Annotated in this window: 18 protein-coding genes; 14 read left to right on the top strand and 4 right to left on the bottom strand. The window is 55.2% G+C overall.

All coding sequences use genetic code 11. The features are described 5' to 3' along the window. Positions 1-28 precede the first annotated feature (28 nt). Both MXMO3_RS15665 and MXMO3_RS15660 read left to right on the top strand, forming a co-directional pair. Positions 29-535, top strand: a complete 507-nt coding sequence (locus MXMO3_RS15665) for a TRAP transporter small permease (RefSeq protein WP_027834006.1) — start codon at positions 29-31, stop codon at positions 533-535. Continuing rightward, a complete protein-coding gene (locus tag MXMO3_RS15660; RefSeq protein WP_027834005.1) occupies positions 528-1,841 on the top strand; it encodes a TRAP transporter large permease in 1,314 nt (437 codons plus the stop codon). The genes MXMO3_RS15665 and MXMO3_RS15660 overlap by 8 nt, the downstream gene beginning before the upstream one ends. 42 nt (positions 1,842-1,883) lie before the next feature. Here the strand turns inward: MXMO3_RS15660 and MXMO3_RS15655 are convergent, their stop codons facing one another. Then, positions 1,884-2,618, bottom strand: a complete 735-nt coding sequence (locus tag MXMO3_RS15655; protein WP_084633970.1) for an HAD family hydrolase — start codon at positions 2,616-2,618, stop codon at positions 1,884-1,886. On the opposite strand from MXMO3_RS15655, the gene MXMO3_RS15650 reads away from it, so the two are divergent. The 3 genes from MXMO3_RS15650 to MXMO3_RS15640 are packed head-to-tail and all read left to right on the top strand — an operon-like array spanning position 2,584 to position 4,217. Beyond that, positions 2,584-3,183 carry a DUF1697 domain-containing protein gene (locus tag MXMO3_RS15650; protein ID WP_117396476.1) on the top strand — a complete coding sequence of 200 codons (600 nt, stop codon included), beginning with the start codon at positions 2,584-2,586 and terminating at the stop codon, positions 3,181-3,183. The two genes, MXMO3_RS15655 and MXMO3_RS15650, sit on opposite strands and share 35 nt — an antisense overlap. A 59-nt stretch (positions 3,184-3,242) precedes the next feature. Further along, positions 3,243-3,662 (top strand): MerR family transcriptional regulator, encoded by a 420-nt coding sequence (locus tag MXMO3_RS15645; protein WP_036220977.1) that lies wholly within the window; start codon positions 3,243-3,245, stop codon positions 3,660-3,662. Between the two features lie 24 nt (positions 3,663-3,686). Next, positions 3,687-4,217, top strand: coding sequence for a hypothetical protein (locus tag MXMO3_RS15640; RefSeq protein ID WP_036220975.1), 531 nt, complete (start codon positions 3,687-3,689; stop codon positions 4,215-4,217). 4 nt (positions 4,218-4,221) lie between these two features. On the opposite strand, the gene MXMO3_RS15635 is transcribed toward MXMO3_RS15640, so the two are convergent. Continuing rightward, positions 4,222-4,950, bottom strand: coding sequence for a GGDEF domain-containing protein (locus MXMO3_RS15635; RefSeq protein WP_162889308.1), 729 nt, complete (start codon positions 4,948-4,950; stop codon positions 4,222-4,224). 311 nt (positions 4,951-5,261) lie between these two features. Between MXMO3_RS15635 and MXMO3_RS15630 the strand changes: the two genes are divergently transcribed. From MXMO3_RS15630 to cobM, 7 genes are read left to right on the top strand one after another with little or no spacing between them, the layout of a single operon-like run. Then, positions 5,262-5,450: a DUF6732 family protein gene (locus tag MXMO3_RS15630; RefSeq protein ID WP_027834000.1), complete on the top strand. Its 189-nt coding sequence runs from the start codon at positions 5,262-5,264 to the stop codon at positions 5,448-5,450. Then, a complete protein-coding gene (locus tag MXMO3_RS15625) occupies positions 5,450-6,577 on the top strand; it encodes a sirohydrochlorin chelatase (RefSeq protein ID WP_117396474.1) in 1,128 nt (375 codons plus the stop codon). The genes MXMO3_RS15630 and MXMO3_RS15625 overlap by 1 nt, the downstream gene beginning before the upstream one ends. Beyond that, positions 6,577-7,314 (top strand): precorrin-8X methylmutase, encoded by a 738-nt coding sequence (locus tag MXMO3_RS15620; RefSeq protein WP_205468032.1) that lies wholly within the window; start codon positions 6,577-6,579, stop codon positions 7,312-7,314. Before MXMO3_RS15625 ends, MXMO3_RS15620 begins: the two co-directional genes overlap by 1 nt. Continuing rightward, on the top strand, positions 7,311-8,528 hold the full coding sequence (gene cbiE / locus MXMO3_RS15615) for a precorrin-6y C5,15-methyltransferase (decarboxylating) subunit CbiE (RefSeq protein ID WP_117396473.1): 1,218 nt from the start codon (positions 7,311-7,313) through the stop codon (positions 8,526-8,528). The genes MXMO3_RS15620 and cbiE overlap by 4 nt, the downstream gene beginning before the upstream one ends. Continuing rightward, entirely contained in the window at positions 8,525-9,229 is a 705-nt protein-coding gene (cobI, locus tag MXMO3_RS15610) for a precorrin-2 C(20)-methyltransferase (RefSeq protein ID WP_117396472.1), read from the top strand. Before cbiE ends, cobI begins: the two co-directional genes overlap by 4 nt. Beyond that, a complete protein-coding gene (locus MXMO3_RS15605; protein WP_117396471.1) occupies positions 9,217-11,013 on the top strand; it encodes a bifunctional cobalt-precorrin 5A hydrolase/precorrin-3B C(17)-methyltransferase in 1,797 nt (598 codons plus the stop codon). The genes cobI and MXMO3_RS15605 overlap by 13 nt, the downstream gene beginning before the upstream one ends. Then, a complete protein-coding gene (gene cobM, locus MXMO3_RS15600) occupies positions 11,010-11,816 on the top strand; it encodes a precorrin-4 C(11)-methyltransferase (RefSeq protein WP_117396470.1) in 807 nt (268 codons plus the stop codon). The genes MXMO3_RS15605 and cobM overlap by 4 nt, the downstream gene beginning before the upstream one ends. Here cobM and MXMO3_RS15595 read toward each other — a convergent pair. Both MXMO3_RS15595 and MXMO3_RS15590 read right to left on the bottom strand, forming a co-directional pair. After that, positions 11,795-12,535, bottom strand: coding sequence for a cobalt-precorrin-6A reductase (locus MXMO3_RS15595; protein ID WP_117396469.1), 741 nt, complete (start codon positions 12,533-12,535; stop codon positions 11,795-11,797). The two genes, cobM and MXMO3_RS15595, sit on opposite strands and share 22 nt — an antisense overlap. A 21-nt stretch (positions 12,536-12,556) precedes the next feature. Continuing rightward, positions 12,557-13,660 (bottom strand): cobalt-precorrin-5B (C(1))-methyltransferase, encoded by a 1,104-nt coding sequence (locus MXMO3_RS15590; RefSeq protein WP_117396468.1) that lies wholly within the window; start codon positions 13,658-13,660, stop codon positions 12,557-12,559. Between the two features lie 46 nt (positions 13,661-13,706). On the opposite strand from MXMO3_RS15590, the gene cobA reads away from it, so the two are divergent. Both cobA and MXMO3_RS15580 read left to right on the top strand, forming a co-directional pair. Further along, positions 13,707-14,537, top strand: a complete 831-nt coding sequence (cobA, locus tag MXMO3_RS15585; protein ID WP_117396467.1) for a uroporphyrinogen-III C-methyltransferase — start codon at positions 13,707-13,709, stop codon at positions 14,535-14,537. Next, positions 14,537-15,826 carry a cobyrinic acid a,c-diamide synthase CobB gene (locus MXMO3_RS15580; RefSeq protein ID WP_117396466.1) on the top strand — a complete coding sequence of 430 codons (1,290 nt, stop codon included), beginning with the start codon at positions 14,537-14,539 and terminating at the stop codon, positions 15,824-15,826. Before cobA ends, MXMO3_RS15580 begins: the two co-directional genes overlap by 1 nt. Position 15,827 lies beyond the last annotated feature (1 nt).

Here is a 15,827-nt window from a genome sequence, read left to right as displayed (position 1 = left end):
CCACCCCACTAGGTGCTTAGGAAAACACATGCAATCTGCTTTAAAACTCTTTCGGCAGCTCTCCAAGTTGCCTATCGCTTTGGCATCCATCGTGCTCTTTGCCTTGATGGTGATGATCTTTGCTGATGTGATGATGCGGTCAGCGTTTAACGCACCATTTGAAGCCGCAACAGAGCTCACAAGGTGGTTTATGGCCATCATTGTATTTTTGATGTTGCCGATTATCTCCGGCCAGCAAGATCATATCGTGGTGGACCTAACCGACTCGTTTTTCACCAATGCTTGGGCCGCGCGCATTCGCGATGGCTTGGTCAATCTTGCCTGTGGCGCGATGCTGATCTGGCCTGCACGTCAAGTGGTCGTTTTGGCCGAGCGGGCCCGCTCATATGGTGATGTCACGGAATATCTCGCTTTGCCGCAATTTTATATCGAGTGGTTTATCGCGATCATGACTTTTATTACAGCGATTGTTTTGCTGGTCCGGGGTCTGATCGTCTTGATTGCCCCGCAACTCTTGGAGCCGTCAAATGATTGAAGCCGCTATTGGATTTGGCATTGTTCTGGTGCTGGTATTGCTGCGCATGCCCATCGCCTTTGCCATGGGGTTGGTCGGCATGGCCGGCTATATGTACGAAACAAGTTTCCGTGGCGCCTTGTCCATGGTCTCTCGCTTGATCATTGACACCTCGCAGGATTATGGCCTGTCCGTCATCCCGCTCTTTATTCTCATGGGCCTATTCGTCAATAAGGGCGGTATTTCGCGCGAGCTTTATCAGGTCTCCTATGCCTTTTTGGGGCATTTGCGCGGCGGCTTGGCCATGGCAACCATTGTGGCATGCGGTGGTTTCGCGGCGATTTGCGGGTCATCATTGGCCACAGCAGCCACCATGTCGAAAGTGGCCATGCCACAAATGCGTAAATATGGCTACGCCGATAGCCTCTCCACCGCGTCCATCGCGGCGGGCGGCACCTTGGGTATTTTGATCCCGCCATCGGTGATCCTGGTCATTTATGGCTTGTTGACTGAAACTTCGATTGGCAAGCTGTTCATCGCCGGCATCATTCCAGGCGTCTTGGGCATCCTATTCTATATTCTGGCTGTTCGCTTCACGGTTGGCCGCAATCCTGAGGCCGGACCTGCGGGTGAACGCACCAACTGGGCAGGGCGCTTCGCGGCACTGCGCGGCGTTTGGGCTGTGCTGTTGCTGTTCTTCTTGGTCATTGGCGGGCTCTATGGTGTGCTTAATGTTTGGCCGATTTACTTGACCTTCTCACCAACTGAAGCCGCAGGCATGGGCGCCGCAGGCGCATTTTTGATCGCACTGTTCCGGGGCAATCTGAACTTCAAGGCGGTGAGCGAGGTGCTCAAAGAAACGGCCGTAACCACTGCCTCTTTGTTCAGTGTGTTGATTGGGGCGTGGATCTTTTCCAACTTTGTCAATGTTGCGGGGCTGACCGAAGGCTTGCGCGATATGATTGCGACATTGAACTTGGCCCCATGGATGGTGATGGCCGTGATCTTGATGATCTATATCTTCTTGGGCATGATTTTCGAAAGTCTGTCCATGCTGTTGCTCACCGTGCCGATCTTCTTCCCGCTCGTGATCGGGTTGGGTTTTGACCCGGTTTGGTTCGGCGTGGTTGTGGTTGTGGTGACAGAGATAAGTTTGATCACACCACCGGTTGGGCTCAACGTGTTCATTTTGAAAAATGTTGTTGGCGACGTGACCACGGGCACGATCTTTAAAGGGGTTACCCCTTTCTGGATCGCCGATATTATCCGACTAGCTTTGTTGGTGGGTATCCCAGCCCTGTCTTTGTTCCTGCCAAGTCAGATGTAGGGACTGGAAACAAATCAAAAAAGGGTCGCTTTGGCGGCCCTTTTATTTTGCCTCAACTGGCGCAAAAAAATGATCCAGTTCAGTCTTAAAATGCAAAAGCGATGGCATAATCGCGGCGCAACGTTGGGCGATTTCATCGATCGGTTGCAAAATATCCGGCACCATAACAGTGGCCATACCCGCGCCATGTGCAGCGCGAACCCCATTATGGGAATCTTCAAAAGCAATGCAGTTTTCCGGTGCCAGCTCCAATCGTTTGGCCGCGGTCAAAAACGGCTCTGGATTTGGCTTCCCATGGGTCACATCATGCCGCGTTACGATATGATCAAAATGGGGCTTCAAACCCGCGCGATCCAGAAAATTGTGCGCCATATCGCGCCCGGTTGAAGTGGCAACCGCCATGGGCACATTCCGCGCGCTCAATTGCTCCACCAGCATCAATGCGCCAACTTTAAGCGGGACCGCGATTTCGCACATCGCCGTAATGCGTTCGAAACAGAGCGTGTTAAAGGCATCAACGTCAAAGTTGTCGCCATAATGCCGATAATAGATTTCTGCACTTTTGTTGCTCGGAATACCGACAAGCGAGATAAAAATCTCATCGCTCATTTCAAGGTCCCATTCTGTGCAGATGTCTGTCATGGCTTGTTTGTAAAGCCGTTCTGTGTCCAGCAACAATCCATCCATATCAAACACCACGCCTTTGATTGGGTGAGGCCAATCTGCAAGATGCGGCGTGTTGATGGTGTTGTCGATTTCCCGTACAGCGTGTGACATAGTCTACTTTCACAAATTGGATGGCTTGATGATCTTTATTGCGTTGTTTCGTGGCTTAAATGTGGGCGGCAGTCATAAAATTAAGATGGCCGATTTAGTTGCGTTTCTCAACCGGCAAGGTGGCGAAAAAACAAAACACTACATTCAGTCTGGCAATTTGGTGTTTCACTCTGATGAACAGGTCCACGATCTGGCACAAAGATTAGAGCCAGCATTTGAAAAAGAGTTTGGCTTTTCAAGCCAGATCATCTTGCGCACCTTGCCCGAACTGGAAGCCGCGCATGCGGCTTATCCTTTTGATCGGAAGGATCGCGAACAAAAGTTCATGATGACGGGGTTCGCGCGGCAAAATCCAAATGCTGATGCGCTGGCTGTGTTGGAAGGTTTGTTGGCTGACGGTGAGCTGGTCGCACAAAGCGGCAACGAATTCTTCTTTTACTATGGAAACGGATCTGCCCGCTCCAAAGTCGCCAATCTAAACTTCGAAAAGAAAATCGGCACGGCGCTAACTGTCCGAAATCGGCGCACGATAAGCAAGCTAATTGAAATGGCAGCTGACTTCTAAGTCACTTGATTCAGTCGAGGTAAAATGCTCTAGTCTCTAGAGATATTGGAGTGGATGCGATGAAAGAATATTCGATCGGGCAATTGTCAAAACAGTGCGATGTGAAGGTGCCCACCATTCGCTATTATGAAGAAATAGCACTTCTGGATCCGCCGGGCCGCACCGCTGGTGGTCAGCGCCGATATCCCCCATCTGCCCTTGAGCGGCTATCCATGATCGCTCATGCCCGTGATTTAGGCTTTTCTATCGACGCGATTCGAGAATTCATTCGCATGTCTAATCATCCAACGGCGCCCTGCGTTGACCTGGATAAGATCACCGAAAAGCACCTCAATGATGTGAAAAAGCGGATTAAAAAGCTGCAGGCATTGGAAACCGAATTGACCGCCATGCTGAAAAGCTGTGATCATGGACAGGTGGCGGATTGCCGAATCTTGCAGGTGCTGTCTGACCATGATCAGTGCCAAACGCAGCACTAAACATCACAAGCAGTAAGGGCGTTCATGACCGCACTTGTTTCAATTTCCGATATTCATAATGGGCCAGATATGGACCATTGTTTGGCTGGCTTTTTGGCTGCGAAATATAATCTGTCACACAAACGCTTCTCTCTGCCCGAGTTGGCCGGCAAACCAGACTTGCCTGCGGAAGAATTGCACCAAACCCTTTTTGAGGGCGGCGCAGCCATTGATGCGGCAGAGCGTTTGATCGCTCAAATCGATGTGCCATCTCTTCTGGTGGGCTACAGCGCTGGCGGCACGGTGGGCGCAATGGCCAACAGTGTGGTGCAGATTTTTGAAGCGCAATTGTTTGTCTCTTCAACCCGTCTGCGGCATCTAACGGCCAGCCACTTCAAGGTGCCGTCTCTTTGTCTTTTCGGCCAGCATGATGACTATCAGCCCAAGCCCGATTGGCATAAAGAAGCGCAGGTGGAACGATATGAAGTGGCCGAATATGGCCATGATTTTTACAAGGAATTGCCGGTAGAGAGTTGGGCACCGCTGGCTGAACAGTTCTTTGAACTGCAGGGTTAGATCGCTAGGCTGCGATGCAGTTCCTGCCATTGCTTTTGGCGAGATAAAGATTCTTATCTGCAACTTTCATAAACTCAGAGGGCATTTCACCAGCTCTATGCGTGGCAATGCCGATGGACACGGTTAGCGTGTAGCGATGCTTTTGGTTGTCAAACTTTAAGTGCGTAATGTCTTGGCGAATATTTTCAGAAATAGAACGCGCAAGGCTTGAATTGCCGCCACTTAGATAGACGCCAAATTCCTCGCCACCCAGCCGGCCAGCCAAATCTGTTTCGCGAATATTTTGATTGATCACTTTGCCGATAAAGCTAATGGCCTCATCGCCGGCAGCATGGCCAAAATCATCATTCAGTTTTTTGAAATGGTCTGCGTCAATATATAGAAATGCGCCACGGCCGTCGGGTGTTGTGGGGTGCATAATCCGGTCACTCATCGCCTCAATAAAACTGGTGCGATTGAGCAAGCCAGATAGCTCATCCGTGCTGGCTAGGCGCGCCAATTGCACGCTCAATTTGTTGAGTTTGATCCGCTGCCAGGACAAATAAAAGATCAGCGGCACCGCAACGGTGGGTGTAATAATCCCGGTAATGCGCAGAACGTTCGCCATTTCTTGCCATGGCGCGCCAAAATAGAACAGCCACGTCATTATTTCCGCAGCGACCAGCGCAATAAGCGTGATGGCGAGCGATCTTAACAACGCCGGACGCACCAAATGATGGTCTTCTGCTCTCACGCCTAGAAATGTCAAGAAACGACTAAACAACTTTACCCCGATAATCCTGAAGCTACCGACTATCCTGCCACTATGCAGGACCTGCTTTAAATATTATCAGGCGAAATAGATAAAAATTTATCTAACGAAATGGCGGTTGTTGACGGGTGGTACGCGAGCGCCTAAAACTTTTCCTGCAGCGTTCCAATTAAAGGAACTGAAAGCGATTCTGGTGCGGCTGACCCAAACAGGGGGCCAAGCCCGGAGCTGCTCGATGTTGATTTTTTGCGAACTCTGCCTCTCACGATTCAAAAAACCGAAGAGGTAGAACAATGAAATATATCCTAGCTTCCATTTTTGCACTTTTGCCAAGTCTTGCATTGGCACACCCTGGGCACACTGAAGTGGTGAGCGGTCACACGCACACATTGGCGGATCTGATGGCGTATGGCGCTATTCCCGTCATCGTATTTTTGGCATTTATCGGTGTTGTTGCTCTTGCCCGTCGCGGCAACAAATAATGGCACAATTGAAATTGGATAAAGACACAGCGGTGATGCTGTGTGGCCATGGCAGCCGTAACAAGTTGGCCGTGGATGAATTCGCGCACCTCAAAGATCGTTTGAAACAACGTTTAGGCGATGTGCCGGTTGAATATGGCTATTTGGAATTTGCCGATCCGGTGATTCATCACGGTCTCAATCAGCTCAAAGAGCAGGGCGTAAAAAAGGTGATCGCTGTGCCGGGCATGTTGTTCGCCGCGGGCCATGCGAAAAACGATATTCCATCGGTGCTCAACACCTATCAGGCGCAAAACCCTGACATGGAGGTCATCTATGGCCGCGAGCTTGGCGTGGATTTGAAAATGATCCGCGCCGCTGGCGCCCGCATCGAAGAAGCATTGGAACATGCAGGTGGCGATGTGCCACGCGAGGAAACTTTGCTTGTGGTTGTGGGCCGTGGTGCCTCCGACCCGGATGCCAACTCCAATGTGGCCAAAGTGATGCGCATGTTGTGGGAAGGTATGGGCTTTGGCTGGGCAGAAGTGGCCTATTCCGGCGTGACATTCCCGCTCACCGCACCCGCGCTGCAACATGCGGCGAAGCTGGGCTATAAACGGATCGTTGTGTTTCCCTACTTTCTCTTCACTGGCGTGCTGGTGAAGCGGATTTATAAATATACCGATGAAGTGGCCGCCGAACATCCTGACATTGAATTTATCAAAGCGGGATATTTGAACGACCATGACATGGTGGTGGAAACCTTTATTGATCGCATCCGCGAAGTGGTGGACGGCGAAAACAACATGAACTGCCAGATGTGCAAATATCGCGAGCAGGTTCTGGGGTTTGAAGCCGAAGTGGGACAAGCGCAAGAAAGCCATCACCACCATGTGGAAGGCATTGGCGGCGGCATGGAAGATTGCCCCTGCAATGGCGATTGCGATGCATCCTGTCGTGATGAAGAGTTCTGCAAAAAGCACGGGCTGCCTTTCACCCCGGTGCATAAGCATGACCACGATCATGATCACGGTCATTCACATGACCATGGCGATGGGCACCACCATCATCATGATCACCATCACCACCCTTATCCGTTTAAGGACCATCCATTGGGTCCGAAAACCATGGAGAAAAAGGGGTCCTGATGGACTATTTGCGTGACCCTAAAGCCATTTATGAAATGAGCTTTAAGATCATCGAAAAGGAGGCGGCGCTGGATCAGTACCCGCCTTCTTTGCGGCCTGTGGTGGTGCGTATGATCCATGCGTGCGGCATGGTGGATTTGACCGAAGATATCGCGTTTTGCGGCGATGTGATGGCCGCCGGGCAGGCGGCGCTTGCCGCAGGCAAACCCATCCTATGCGACTGCGAAATGGTCCGCTCCGGCATCACCAAACGGTTTTTGCCCAGAGGCGGAGCATCTTCTGATGATGCGCCGAGCGGCACAAGTGCCGCCGGGCAACTTTTTGCCCGCCCCCGCGGAGGCGTTGAGCGAAGCGAAACTGCCGTGAGCGCAAAGACCAGTCAGGCGCAGTGCTACCTCAACGATGAGCGTACGCCAACGCTGGCCAAGGAGCTTGGCACCACCCGTTCGGCAGCACAGGTTGAGCTGTGGGGCGACGCGGCAGACGGGGCAATCATTGTGATCGGCAACGCGCCGACCACCTTGTTTAAGGTGATTGAGATGGTTGAGGCCGGGCACATGCAACCTGCCGCGATCATCGCCACACCCGTTGGCTTTGTGGGCGCGGCAGAATCGAAAGATGCGCTCACCCAAAGCCGTGTTAGTGTGCCCTATATCACCGTAACGGGCAGACGCGGCGGCTCGGCAATGGCCAGCGCCGCGATGAACGCGATTGCACTGGGAGGGCAGCACTCATGAGTAAATGGTTAGATGTGGTGGGCGTCACCGCCAAAGGATTGGCGTCACTCAATAGCGAACAGCAACAGCTTGTCGACGACGCCGAAATCGTGGTCGGCCCACCACGCAGCTTGCCGAAATTGCGCGGCGATGATCCGCGTTATGTGGAGTGGCAAGCACCGCTCGACAATATGATCGAGCAAATCCTGTCGTTCAGCGGCAAAAAGACCGTGATTTTGGCCACGGGCGACCCCACCTGGTACGGCATTGGCGCCACGCTCACCCGATATATCCCCTTGGACGAATTTGAAATTCACCCGGCCCCTTCGGCTTTTTCCCTGGCCGCCGCCCGGATGAAATGGCCGCTGCAAAACACCGCCTGCGTCTCGGTGCATGGCCGCCCCGTTGACTTACTCAATGCGCATATTGTGCCGGGCAACCGGATTTTGGCCCTCACCAGCGATGCGACCACCATAGAGGCGATTGCCAAATTGTTGGTGCGGCGCAAATTCGGTCAAAGCCAAATGACCATTTTAAATGCCATGGGTGGCGACACCGAAAGCAAGGTAGAGTTCACCGCCAACGCCTATGAAAGCCGCGGCATTGGCAACCTCAACACCGTCGCCATTGATTGTGTGGCAGATGAAGATGCCGCCCTGTTACCGCCATTACCGGGCCTCCCGGACAGCGCTTTTGTGTCCGACGGTCAGTTGACCAAGCGCGAAGTCCGCGCCGCCACTTTGGCCAAGTTGGTGCCGCTGATGGGCCAGCATTTGTGGGACATTGGCGCAGGCTCCGGCTCTGTCGGCATTGAATGGATGCGCGCCGCCCCCCGCGCCACGGCCACAGCATTTGAGAAAAGCACCGCCCGCATCGAAATGATCAAAAAGAACAGGGACGTGTTGGGCACACCTGGCCTCAAAATCGTGGAAGGCGAAGCGCAGGCGCATTTGAACGAAGCGCCGCCAATGCCAGACGCGATTTTTATGGGCGGCGATGTGGGCAACACAGAATTGTTTGACGCGCTTTGGGCGGCGCTGAAACCCGGTGGCCGCTTTGTCGCCAATGCGGTGACGTTGGACGGCGAGGCCGCGTTGATGCAGCGTTTGGAACAAAAAGGCGGTGACTTGGCCCGCATTGATGTCTCCCATCTCGACCATGTGGGCGCCCATAAAGTGCTGCGCCCGAAAATGACCGTGACCCAATGGTCCATCGTGAAAAAGGCAGATGAATGAGCGGCACGCTTTATTTGATTGGCACCGGGCCGGGCGATCCTGAATTATTGACCCTGAAAGCCGCGCGTGTGTTGAGTGCGCTGGATGGCGTAGCCTATCCGCAAAAGCCGGGCGCCACCTCGCAAAGCCTCACCATTGCTGAAACGCATTTGAGTGATAGCGTCGAGCATTTTGCTTTTGACGTGCCGATGGCGGTGGACCGTGGCCCGGCGCAAGCGGCCTATGATCAAATGGCGGAACAACTCGCACCCAAACTGGCTGCAGGGCAAAATATTGGCTATCTGTGCGAAGGCGATCCGCTATTTTATGGCTCTGCCATGTATTTGCTGCACCGCTTGCCAGATGCTCAAATAGAAATCATCCCCGGCATCACCTCATTGACCGCCGCCGCCGCTGAAATCAAACGGCCCCTTGCCGCGCGCAATGAGCGGTTGAAGATTTTACCAGCGCCCCTCGAAAGCGCCGCGCTGGAAGCCGAACTAGCCGCCAGCGAAGCCGTGGCGCTGATCAAGATCGGCCGCCATTTTGACCGGGTGCGCGATGCGCTCAACAAAACCGGCCACGGCGAACGCGCTATGGTGGTGGAATATGCCACCCGCGACACGCAAAAAATCACCAAACTGGCCGAATACCCGCAAGGGGAACGGCCCTACTTTTCGATCATCCTCAGCTATAAAGGCGACGAAGCATGGGGCAGCTAAATCAAAACCCGCCATTGGTGATTTCTTTTTCTGAAAGTGGCAATGAGGTCGCAGAGAAAATCGCGGCCGCGCTTTCAGTCGAAGCACAGCCCTATAAAAAAGGCGAAATGGACCCGGCGCGCGCCGCTGTCGAGCGGGGCTTTCAGCAGGGACGTCCCATCATCGGCATTTGCGCTGCGGCGATCCTGATCCGCTTTCTCGCGCCGTTTTTGGCCGACAAAAAGACCGACCCACCGGTGCTGGCGGTGTCCAGCGATGGCAAAAGCATTGTGCCGCTCTTGGGCGGGCACCATGGGGCCAATCAACTCGCCAATGATCTCGCACGGGACTTGAACGCCCATGCGGCGATCACCACGGCGAGCGAAAACATCTTTGGCGCCGGGCTGGATGAGGTGCCGTTCGGCTGGACCTTGGTCAATCCCAAATCCGCCAAGCGGGCTATGGCGTCTTTGTTGGCGGGCGCAAAATTCCATATCAAGGGCGAAGCCGATTGGCTGGCCCAACACCCGGCCCATGATCCCGCAGGCGAGGTGCAATTGCTCGCCCATATCCACCATCGTGAAGAGCAGGATGCGCCGCATTATGTGCCGCAAAAGCTGGTGGTCGGCGTGGGATGCGAGCGCCATTGTCCGGCGGACAAAATCATCGACCTGATCACATCAACGATTAAAGCCAACAAGCTGCACCCTAAAGCCATCGCGGCACTGGCCAGTATTGATTTAAAAGCGGATGAGGTGGGCTTGCAGCAAGCCGCCGCCCATTTCGGCGTGCCCTTGCGCATCTTCACCGCTGAAGAATTGGCGGCAGAGCGCGAGCGCGTGCCGAACCCTTCCGCCATTGTGGAGCAGGAAGTGGGTACCCCCTCTGTGGCCGAAGCTGCCGCGTTGAAAGCCGGGACTTTGCTGGTCGAGAAGCAAAAGAACAAACAAGCCACCTGTGCCATTGGCATCGCCGACGAGGTGATTGATCCGCAGCTTTTGGGTCGGGCTTTGGGCACGGTTTATCTTGTGGGCTTGGGGCCGGGCACCGCCACTTTGCGCACACCAGATGCAGACCGTGCCTTGCGGGTGGCAAGTGATTGGGTCGGCTATGGCCTCTATCTGGATTTGGCGGCGGACGCCAAAACCCACCAAACCGAACATCGGTTCGATTTGGGCGAGGAAGAATTGCGCGTGCGTCACGCGTTGGAGCTGGCAGGCACCGGCCGCGATGTGGCGTTGATCTGCTCTGGCGATGCGAACATCTTTGCCATGGGGGCGCTGATCTATGAATTGCTGGTGGCCGAAGGCGACCGCGCCATTTCCGATGCGGCGAAACGCGTGGCGATTGAAACCTGCCCCGGCATTTCCGCGTTTCAGGCAGCGGCAGCCAAGTCTGGCGCGTTGATCGGCCATGATTTCTGCTGCATTTCGCTGTCAGATCTGCTGACCCCGCGCGACGATATTTTGAAGCGGCTGGACGCGGCGGCGACAGGTGATTTTGTCACCGCCTTTTACAATCCGCGCTCCATGCGCCGCACCGATCTGATCGAAATCGCGAAGGAAAAATTCCTCGCCGAACGGCCAGGCAACACCCCCGTGATCATCGCCTCGAACCTTGGTCGCCCGGCGGAAAAGGTGCGGGTGGTCACATTGGCCGAGTTCAACCCGGAAGAAATCGACATGCTCACCATCGTGCTGTTCGGGTCTTCTCAATCGAAAAGCTTTGTGCGCGGTTCCGGCGAACGGGTCGCCTATACCCCGCGCGGATACGCAAAAAAAGCCGCTAAGGAGGCCGCACAATGACTGTCTATTTTATCGGCGCAGGCCCCGGCGCACCTGATTTGATCACCGTGCGCGGCTTGAAATTGATCGAAAAGTGCAAAGTTTGCCTGTTTGCAGGCTCACTGGTGCCCACCGAGATTGTCGAAGCTGCACCCAGCGATGCCTTGGTGATGGACACCGCGCCTATGCATCTGGATCAGATCATTGAAGAAATTCAAAAGGCGGATGCCGATGGCTTGGATGTGGCGCGGGTGCATTCGGGCGATCCTTCGCTTTATGGCGCCATTGCCGAACAGATGCGGCGGCTGGATGAAATGGGCATCGACTACGAAGTCGTGCCGGGCGTGCCGGCCTTCGCAGGGGCGGCGGCACGGTTGAAAACCGAGCTGACCTTGCCTGAAATCGCGCAGACCGTGATCGTCACCCGTACAAGCGGCAAAGCCTCGTCCATGCCCGAGCATGAAACGCTGGAGATTTTGGGTCAATCGCGCGCGACCTTGGCGATCCATCTCTCCATCCGCAATCTCAAATATATCGAAGAAACACTCAGCCCCTATTATGGCGACGATTGCCCCGTAGTGGTGATTTACCGCGCCACATGGCCGGACGAACAAATCATCCAAACCACGCTACAAGAGATGCGCGCAGATGTGCGGGCCGCGAAAATTACCCGCACGGCGTTGATTTTTGTGGGCCGCGTATTTGATGCCAAAGGCTTTAAAGATAGCGAGCTTTATTCAGCCGACTTTGCCCATGTGCTGCGCAACAAGGGCAAAAAGAAGGACCGCACCAAGACCAAAAGTCAGGCGGCAGAGGCGGAATGATCGGCCACAAACTTCACCGCGCCGTCAACCGAAAACACTTCCGGTGCCGTGGGCAGGGCGGGGCGCTCGATCATGATCACTTCAATGCCCAATTGCCGCGCGGCTTCAAGTTTCGCCACCGTCTGATCGCCGCCCGCATTTTTGGTCACCAAATGGGTGATCTTTTGCTGCCGCATCAACGCCACTTCGGCCTCAAGGCTGAAGGGTGGGCGTTCCAACAACACGGTTACCCGCGGGGGCAGCACCATTTCGGGATGCTCAATGGCGCGCAACACCACGTGGCAATCATCGCGCAGCACAAAGGGCTCCACATGCTGGCGACCAATGGTCACCAAGGCATGGGCACCTTCGGGCAGGCGCTCTGCCGCTTGGGCCAAATCTTCCACATGCTGCCACTGATCATCCGGCCCCGCACGCCACGGTTGCCGCGTCAGGCGCAAATGGCTTTTGTTCAGCTGTTCGCACGCTTCAACAATATGGTTCGACATGGTGGCGGCGAAGGCATGGGTCGCATCAATCATCAATTGAAAATCATTGCGGCCAATATAATCCTTCAGCCCGTCCACGCCGCCAAAACCGCCGCGATGCACATGTCCATTCGGCAGGCGCGGCTTGCGGGTAACCCCGGCAAGGGAGGTGGTGACTTCATGGTCTTGGCGCACCAGCGCGTTGGCCAAATCAATCGCTTCGCCCGTGCCGCCAAAAATCAAAATGCGCATAAACCTGCCTCCCGTTTGGTGTTAGCTTTCGGCGATTATAACGCCTTTTCTGTCTGTCACCAAAACGCTGACATGGATATCTTTGTTCCGCAGCACGCGCTGGGCAACTGCCGCGGCCAAAACCGCGATGCGCTCCGCAATATCGATGTCCGCTTCCGTACACAGCTCCAACACATGTTTCGCCGTGTTGGCGCCGCGAATTTCGTTGCACAACGTCTCACTGGCACCAAGGCTTTGCGCCTGTTCGGCCAACCAGTCAAAACCAACTTGGGAGCGGCCTGAATGCAAATCCAGATGGCCCTCCGCGAGTTTAGTGATTTTGGCAAACCCGCCACAAATGGTGAGGTTGGGCACGGGGTTGGCTTTAAGATATTTCAGCAGACCGCCGGCAAAATCGCCCATATCCAAATAGGCTTGCAACGGCAGGCCAAGGTGTTTCTGTGCCGCCTTTTCCGAGGCATCGCCGGTGGAGCCGACCACATGGGGCAGCCCTTCTGCCCGGGCCACATCAATGCCGCGATGAATCGAGTGAATCCATGCCGCGCAGGAAAAGGGCACAACGATGCCCGTGGTGCCCAAGATGGAGAGGCCACCAACAATGCCCAAACGCGGGTTCCAGGTTTGCTGCGCCAGCGCTTCGCCGTTGTCCACGCTGATCGTGATTTCTATGTCAGCCCGTGCGCCCAGTTCTGCGCAGATTTTTTCGCAATGCTCAATCATCATTTTGCGCGGCACCGGGTTGATCGCAGGCTCGCCGGGCGGAATGGGCAGGCCGGGCTTGGTCACCATGCCAACGCCTTTGCCCGCCTTAAATTGAACGCCGCTACCTTCGGGCAGTTGTCGCACCGTCGCGCGCACCATCGCGCCATGGGTCACATCCGGGTCATCGCCCGCATCTTTCACAATGCCGCACATGGCAAAATCATCGCCGCGTTCTTCTGCCGCGAGGGCAAAGTCGGGCGTTTGCCCGCCGGGCAGGGTGATTTGAATGGGGTCTTTAAACGCGTCGGAAAACAGGCCATAAAGCGCCGCGCTGGTGGCCGCCGTGGCGCACGCGCCAGTTGTCCAACCGCGTTTCAGGGCCGTACCTTTTTCATTGACGCTATCTTGTGTGGACGCAACCATATATTCTCTATAGGTCACGCACCTTTAAAGGCAAAGGGCTAATTGAATGCGGGATTGGTTTAAACACCTCTTTGGCAAAAAACAGGATCATTTTGCGCGGCTTGATTCCCGCGCTTTTCCGCATTTTGCACCAGGCAGTGTGTGGCTGGTGGGCGCAGGGCCGGGCGATCCGGGCCTGATGTCGCTGCACGCCTTTTATGCCCTCGGCCAAGCCGATGTGATCGTTTATGACGCGCTGGTGGGAGAAGAGATTCTTACCTACGCCAACCCACAGGCTGAATTGCACTATGCGGGCAAGCGCGGGGGCAAACCATCGCCGAAGCAAAATGACATTTCGCTCAAGCTGATCGAATGGGCCAAACAAAATAAGCGCGTGCTGCGCCTTAAGGGCGGCGACCCGTTTATGTTTGGTCGCGGCGGTGAGGAAAGCGAAACGCTATATAATGCAGGGGTGAAATTCCGCATCGTACCGGGCATCACTGCAGGCATCGGTGGGCTGGCTTATGCGGGCATCCCCGCCACCCACCGCGACACCAATCAAGCCGTGATTTTCCTCACCGGGCATGATGAATCAGGCAATGTGCCGCAAGCGGTGGATTGGCATGCGGTGGCCACAGCGGCCCCGGTGATCGTGATGTATATGGCAGTAAAACATTTGCCATCGATCGCGCAAAAGCTGCTGGAAGGCGGTCGCAATCCGCAGGACAAGGTGGGCATTGTCTCCAACGCCACCTTGCCGCACCAAAGCCTGATGGTCACCCAACTTGGCGAAGCAGGCGAATTTGTGCAGCAAAATGAAGTACCCACCCCCGCCATCGTGGTGGTGGGACCTGTGGTTGATTACGCAAAAACTCTGAACTGGCAGGACAAGGATTAATGGCCAAGGGATTGATCATCGCCGCCACCCAATCCGGTTCCGGCAAAACCTTGCTCACCACCGCGCTTTTGGGCGCGCTGAAAGAGCGGGGCATGCAGGTTGCCTCGGCCAAAACCGGACCGGACTATATTGATGGACAAGTGCATGGCCTTGCCACTGGCCAAAGCGCCATCAATCTCGACCCATGGGCCATGAGCCAATCGCGCCAGCGCAGCTTGTTGAGCCAGCAGGCCAGCGGTCAGGATTTGGTGCTGGTCGAAGGGGTGATGGGGCTGTTTGACGGGTCCGCCAGCGGCAAAGGCTCCACTGCCGATCTGGCGAGAAATCTGCAATTGCCGGTGGTGCTGGTGGTCGATTGTGGCTCGATGGCCCAATCAATCGCCGCCCTTGTGTATGGCTTTCAAAATCTGCGCACTGATATTGATGTGGCCGGGGTGATCCTCAACCGTGTCGCCAGCGACAAGCACGAGAAAATGCTGAAATCAGCACTCGCCAAGCTGGACATCGAAGTGCTGGGCGCCTTGCGCCGCAACGCAGAACTGGACATTCCTTCACGCCATCTGGGGCTGACCTTGCCGGAGGATTTCGCCAAAAGCCGCACCGTGGCGGCGCTCGCCATCAGCGAGGTGAAAAAACGGTTGGATCTGGACGGGCTGTTGCAGCTGGCCAAACCTATCCTCGCGACACAGTCGGGTCCCAAACTGGCCCCATTGGGTCAAAAGATTGCAATTGCCAGCGACGCGGCGTTTGCCTTTCTCTATCCGCACTTGCTGGCCGATTGGCAGGCGCAAGGCGCCCAATTGCATTTCTTCTCGCCGCTTGCCGATGAAGCTCCTGCCGATGATGCCGATGCGGTATTTCTGCCTGGTGGATATCCAGAGCTACATGGGGCCTTGTTGGCCAATGCACAGCACTTCAAACAGGGCATGCACCAAGCAGCAGAACGCAATGCGCTGATCTATGGCGAGTGCGGCGGCTATATGGTGCTGGGCGAAAGCCTGACGGACAAATCCGGAAATCATTTTGAAATGACAGGCTTGCTGCCGCTGCAAACCGCAATCAACCGACCTCGTCGTCAATTGGGTTATCGCCGCCTGAGCCATAAGAGCATCCTGCCTTGGCCCAGCGACTTGCTCGGCCATGAGTTTCACTATTCGACCGAGCTGAAACGCGAAGGCGATGCTTTGTTCCGCGCCAGCGATGCGGAAGCCAATGCGGTGGGGCAAATGGGCTTGCATCGCAACCGTATTTTGGGCTCCTATGCCCACATCATTGATGTGCGGGAGTAGC

It is taken from the genome of Maritalea myrionectae, assembly GCF_003433515.1.
Lineage (GTDB): Bacteria > Pseudomonadota > Alphaproteobacteria > Rhizobiales > Devosiaceae > Maritalea > Maritalea myrionectae.
Note: the sequence above shows the minus strand (reverse complement) of the source record. Positions and strands in the feature narration are given on the sequence as shown.

Bases quoted from the DNA above. Each gene is read 5' to 3' on its own strand.
- MXMO3_RS15665 (WP_027834006.1), top strand. From the start codon at position 29: ATGCAATCTGCTTTAAAACTCTTTCGGCAGCTCTCCAAGTTGCCTATC.
- MXMO3_RS15660 (WP_027834005.1), top strand. From the start codon at position 528: ATGATTGAAGCCGCTATTGGATTTGGCATTGTTCTGGTGCTGGTATTG.
- MXMO3_RS15650 (WP_117396476.1), top strand. From the start codon at position 2,584: ATGGTGTTGTCGATTTCCCGTACAGCGTGTGACATAGTCTACTTTCAC.
- MXMO3_RS15655 (WP_084633970.1), bottom strand. From the start codon at position 2,618: ATGTCACACGCTGTACGGGAAATCGACAACACCATCAACACGCCGCAT.
- MXMO3_RS15645 (WP_036220977.1), top strand. From the start codon at position 3,243: ATGAAAGAATATTCGATCGGGCAATTGTCAAAACAGTGCGATGTGAAG.
- MXMO3_RS15640 (WP_036220975.1), top strand. From the start codon at position 3,687: ATGACCGCACTTGTTTCAATTTCCGATATTCATAATGGGCCAGATATG.
- MXMO3_RS15630 (WP_027834000.1), top strand. From the start codon at position 5,262: ATGAAATATATCCTAGCTTCCATTTTTGCACTTTTGCCAAGTCTTGCA.
- MXMO3_RS15625 (WP_117396474.1), top strand. From the start codon at position 5,450: ATGGCACAATTGAAATTGGATAAAGACACAGCGGTGATGCTGTGTGGC.
- MXMO3_RS15620 (WP_205468032.1), top strand. From the start codon at position 6,577: ATGGACTATTTGCGTGACCCTAAAGCCATTTATGAAATGAGCTTTAAG.
- cbiE (WP_117396473.1), top strand. From the start codon at position 7,311: ATGAGTAAATGGTTAGATGTGGTGGGCGTCACCGCCAAAGGATTGGCG.
- cobI (WP_117396472.1), top strand. From the start codon at position 8,525: ATGAGCGGCACGCTTTATTTGATTGGCACCGGGCCGGGCGATCCTGAA.
- MXMO3_RS15605 (WP_117396471.1), top strand. From the start codon at position 9,217: ATGGGGCAGCTAAATCAAAACCCGCCATTGGTGATTTCTTTTTCTGAA.
- cobM (WP_117396470.1), top strand. From the start codon at position 11,010: ATGACTGTCTATTTTATCGGCGCAGGCCCCGGCGCACCTGATTTGATC.
- MXMO3_RS15595 (WP_117396469.1), bottom strand. From the start codon at position 12,535: ATGCGCATTTTGATTTTTGGCGGCACGGGCGAAGCGATTGATTTGGCC.
- MXMO3_RS15590 (WP_117396468.1), bottom strand. From the start codon at position 13,660: ATGGTTGCGTCCACACAAGATAGCGTCAATGAAAAAGGTACGGCCCTG.
- cobA (WP_117396467.1), top strand. From the start codon at position 13,707: ATGCGGGATTGGTTTAAACACCTCTTTGGCAAAAAACAGGATCATTTT.
- MXMO3_RS15580 (WP_117396466.1), top strand. From the start codon at position 14,537: ATGGCCAAGGGATTGATCATCGCCGCCACCCAATCCGGTTCCGGCAAA.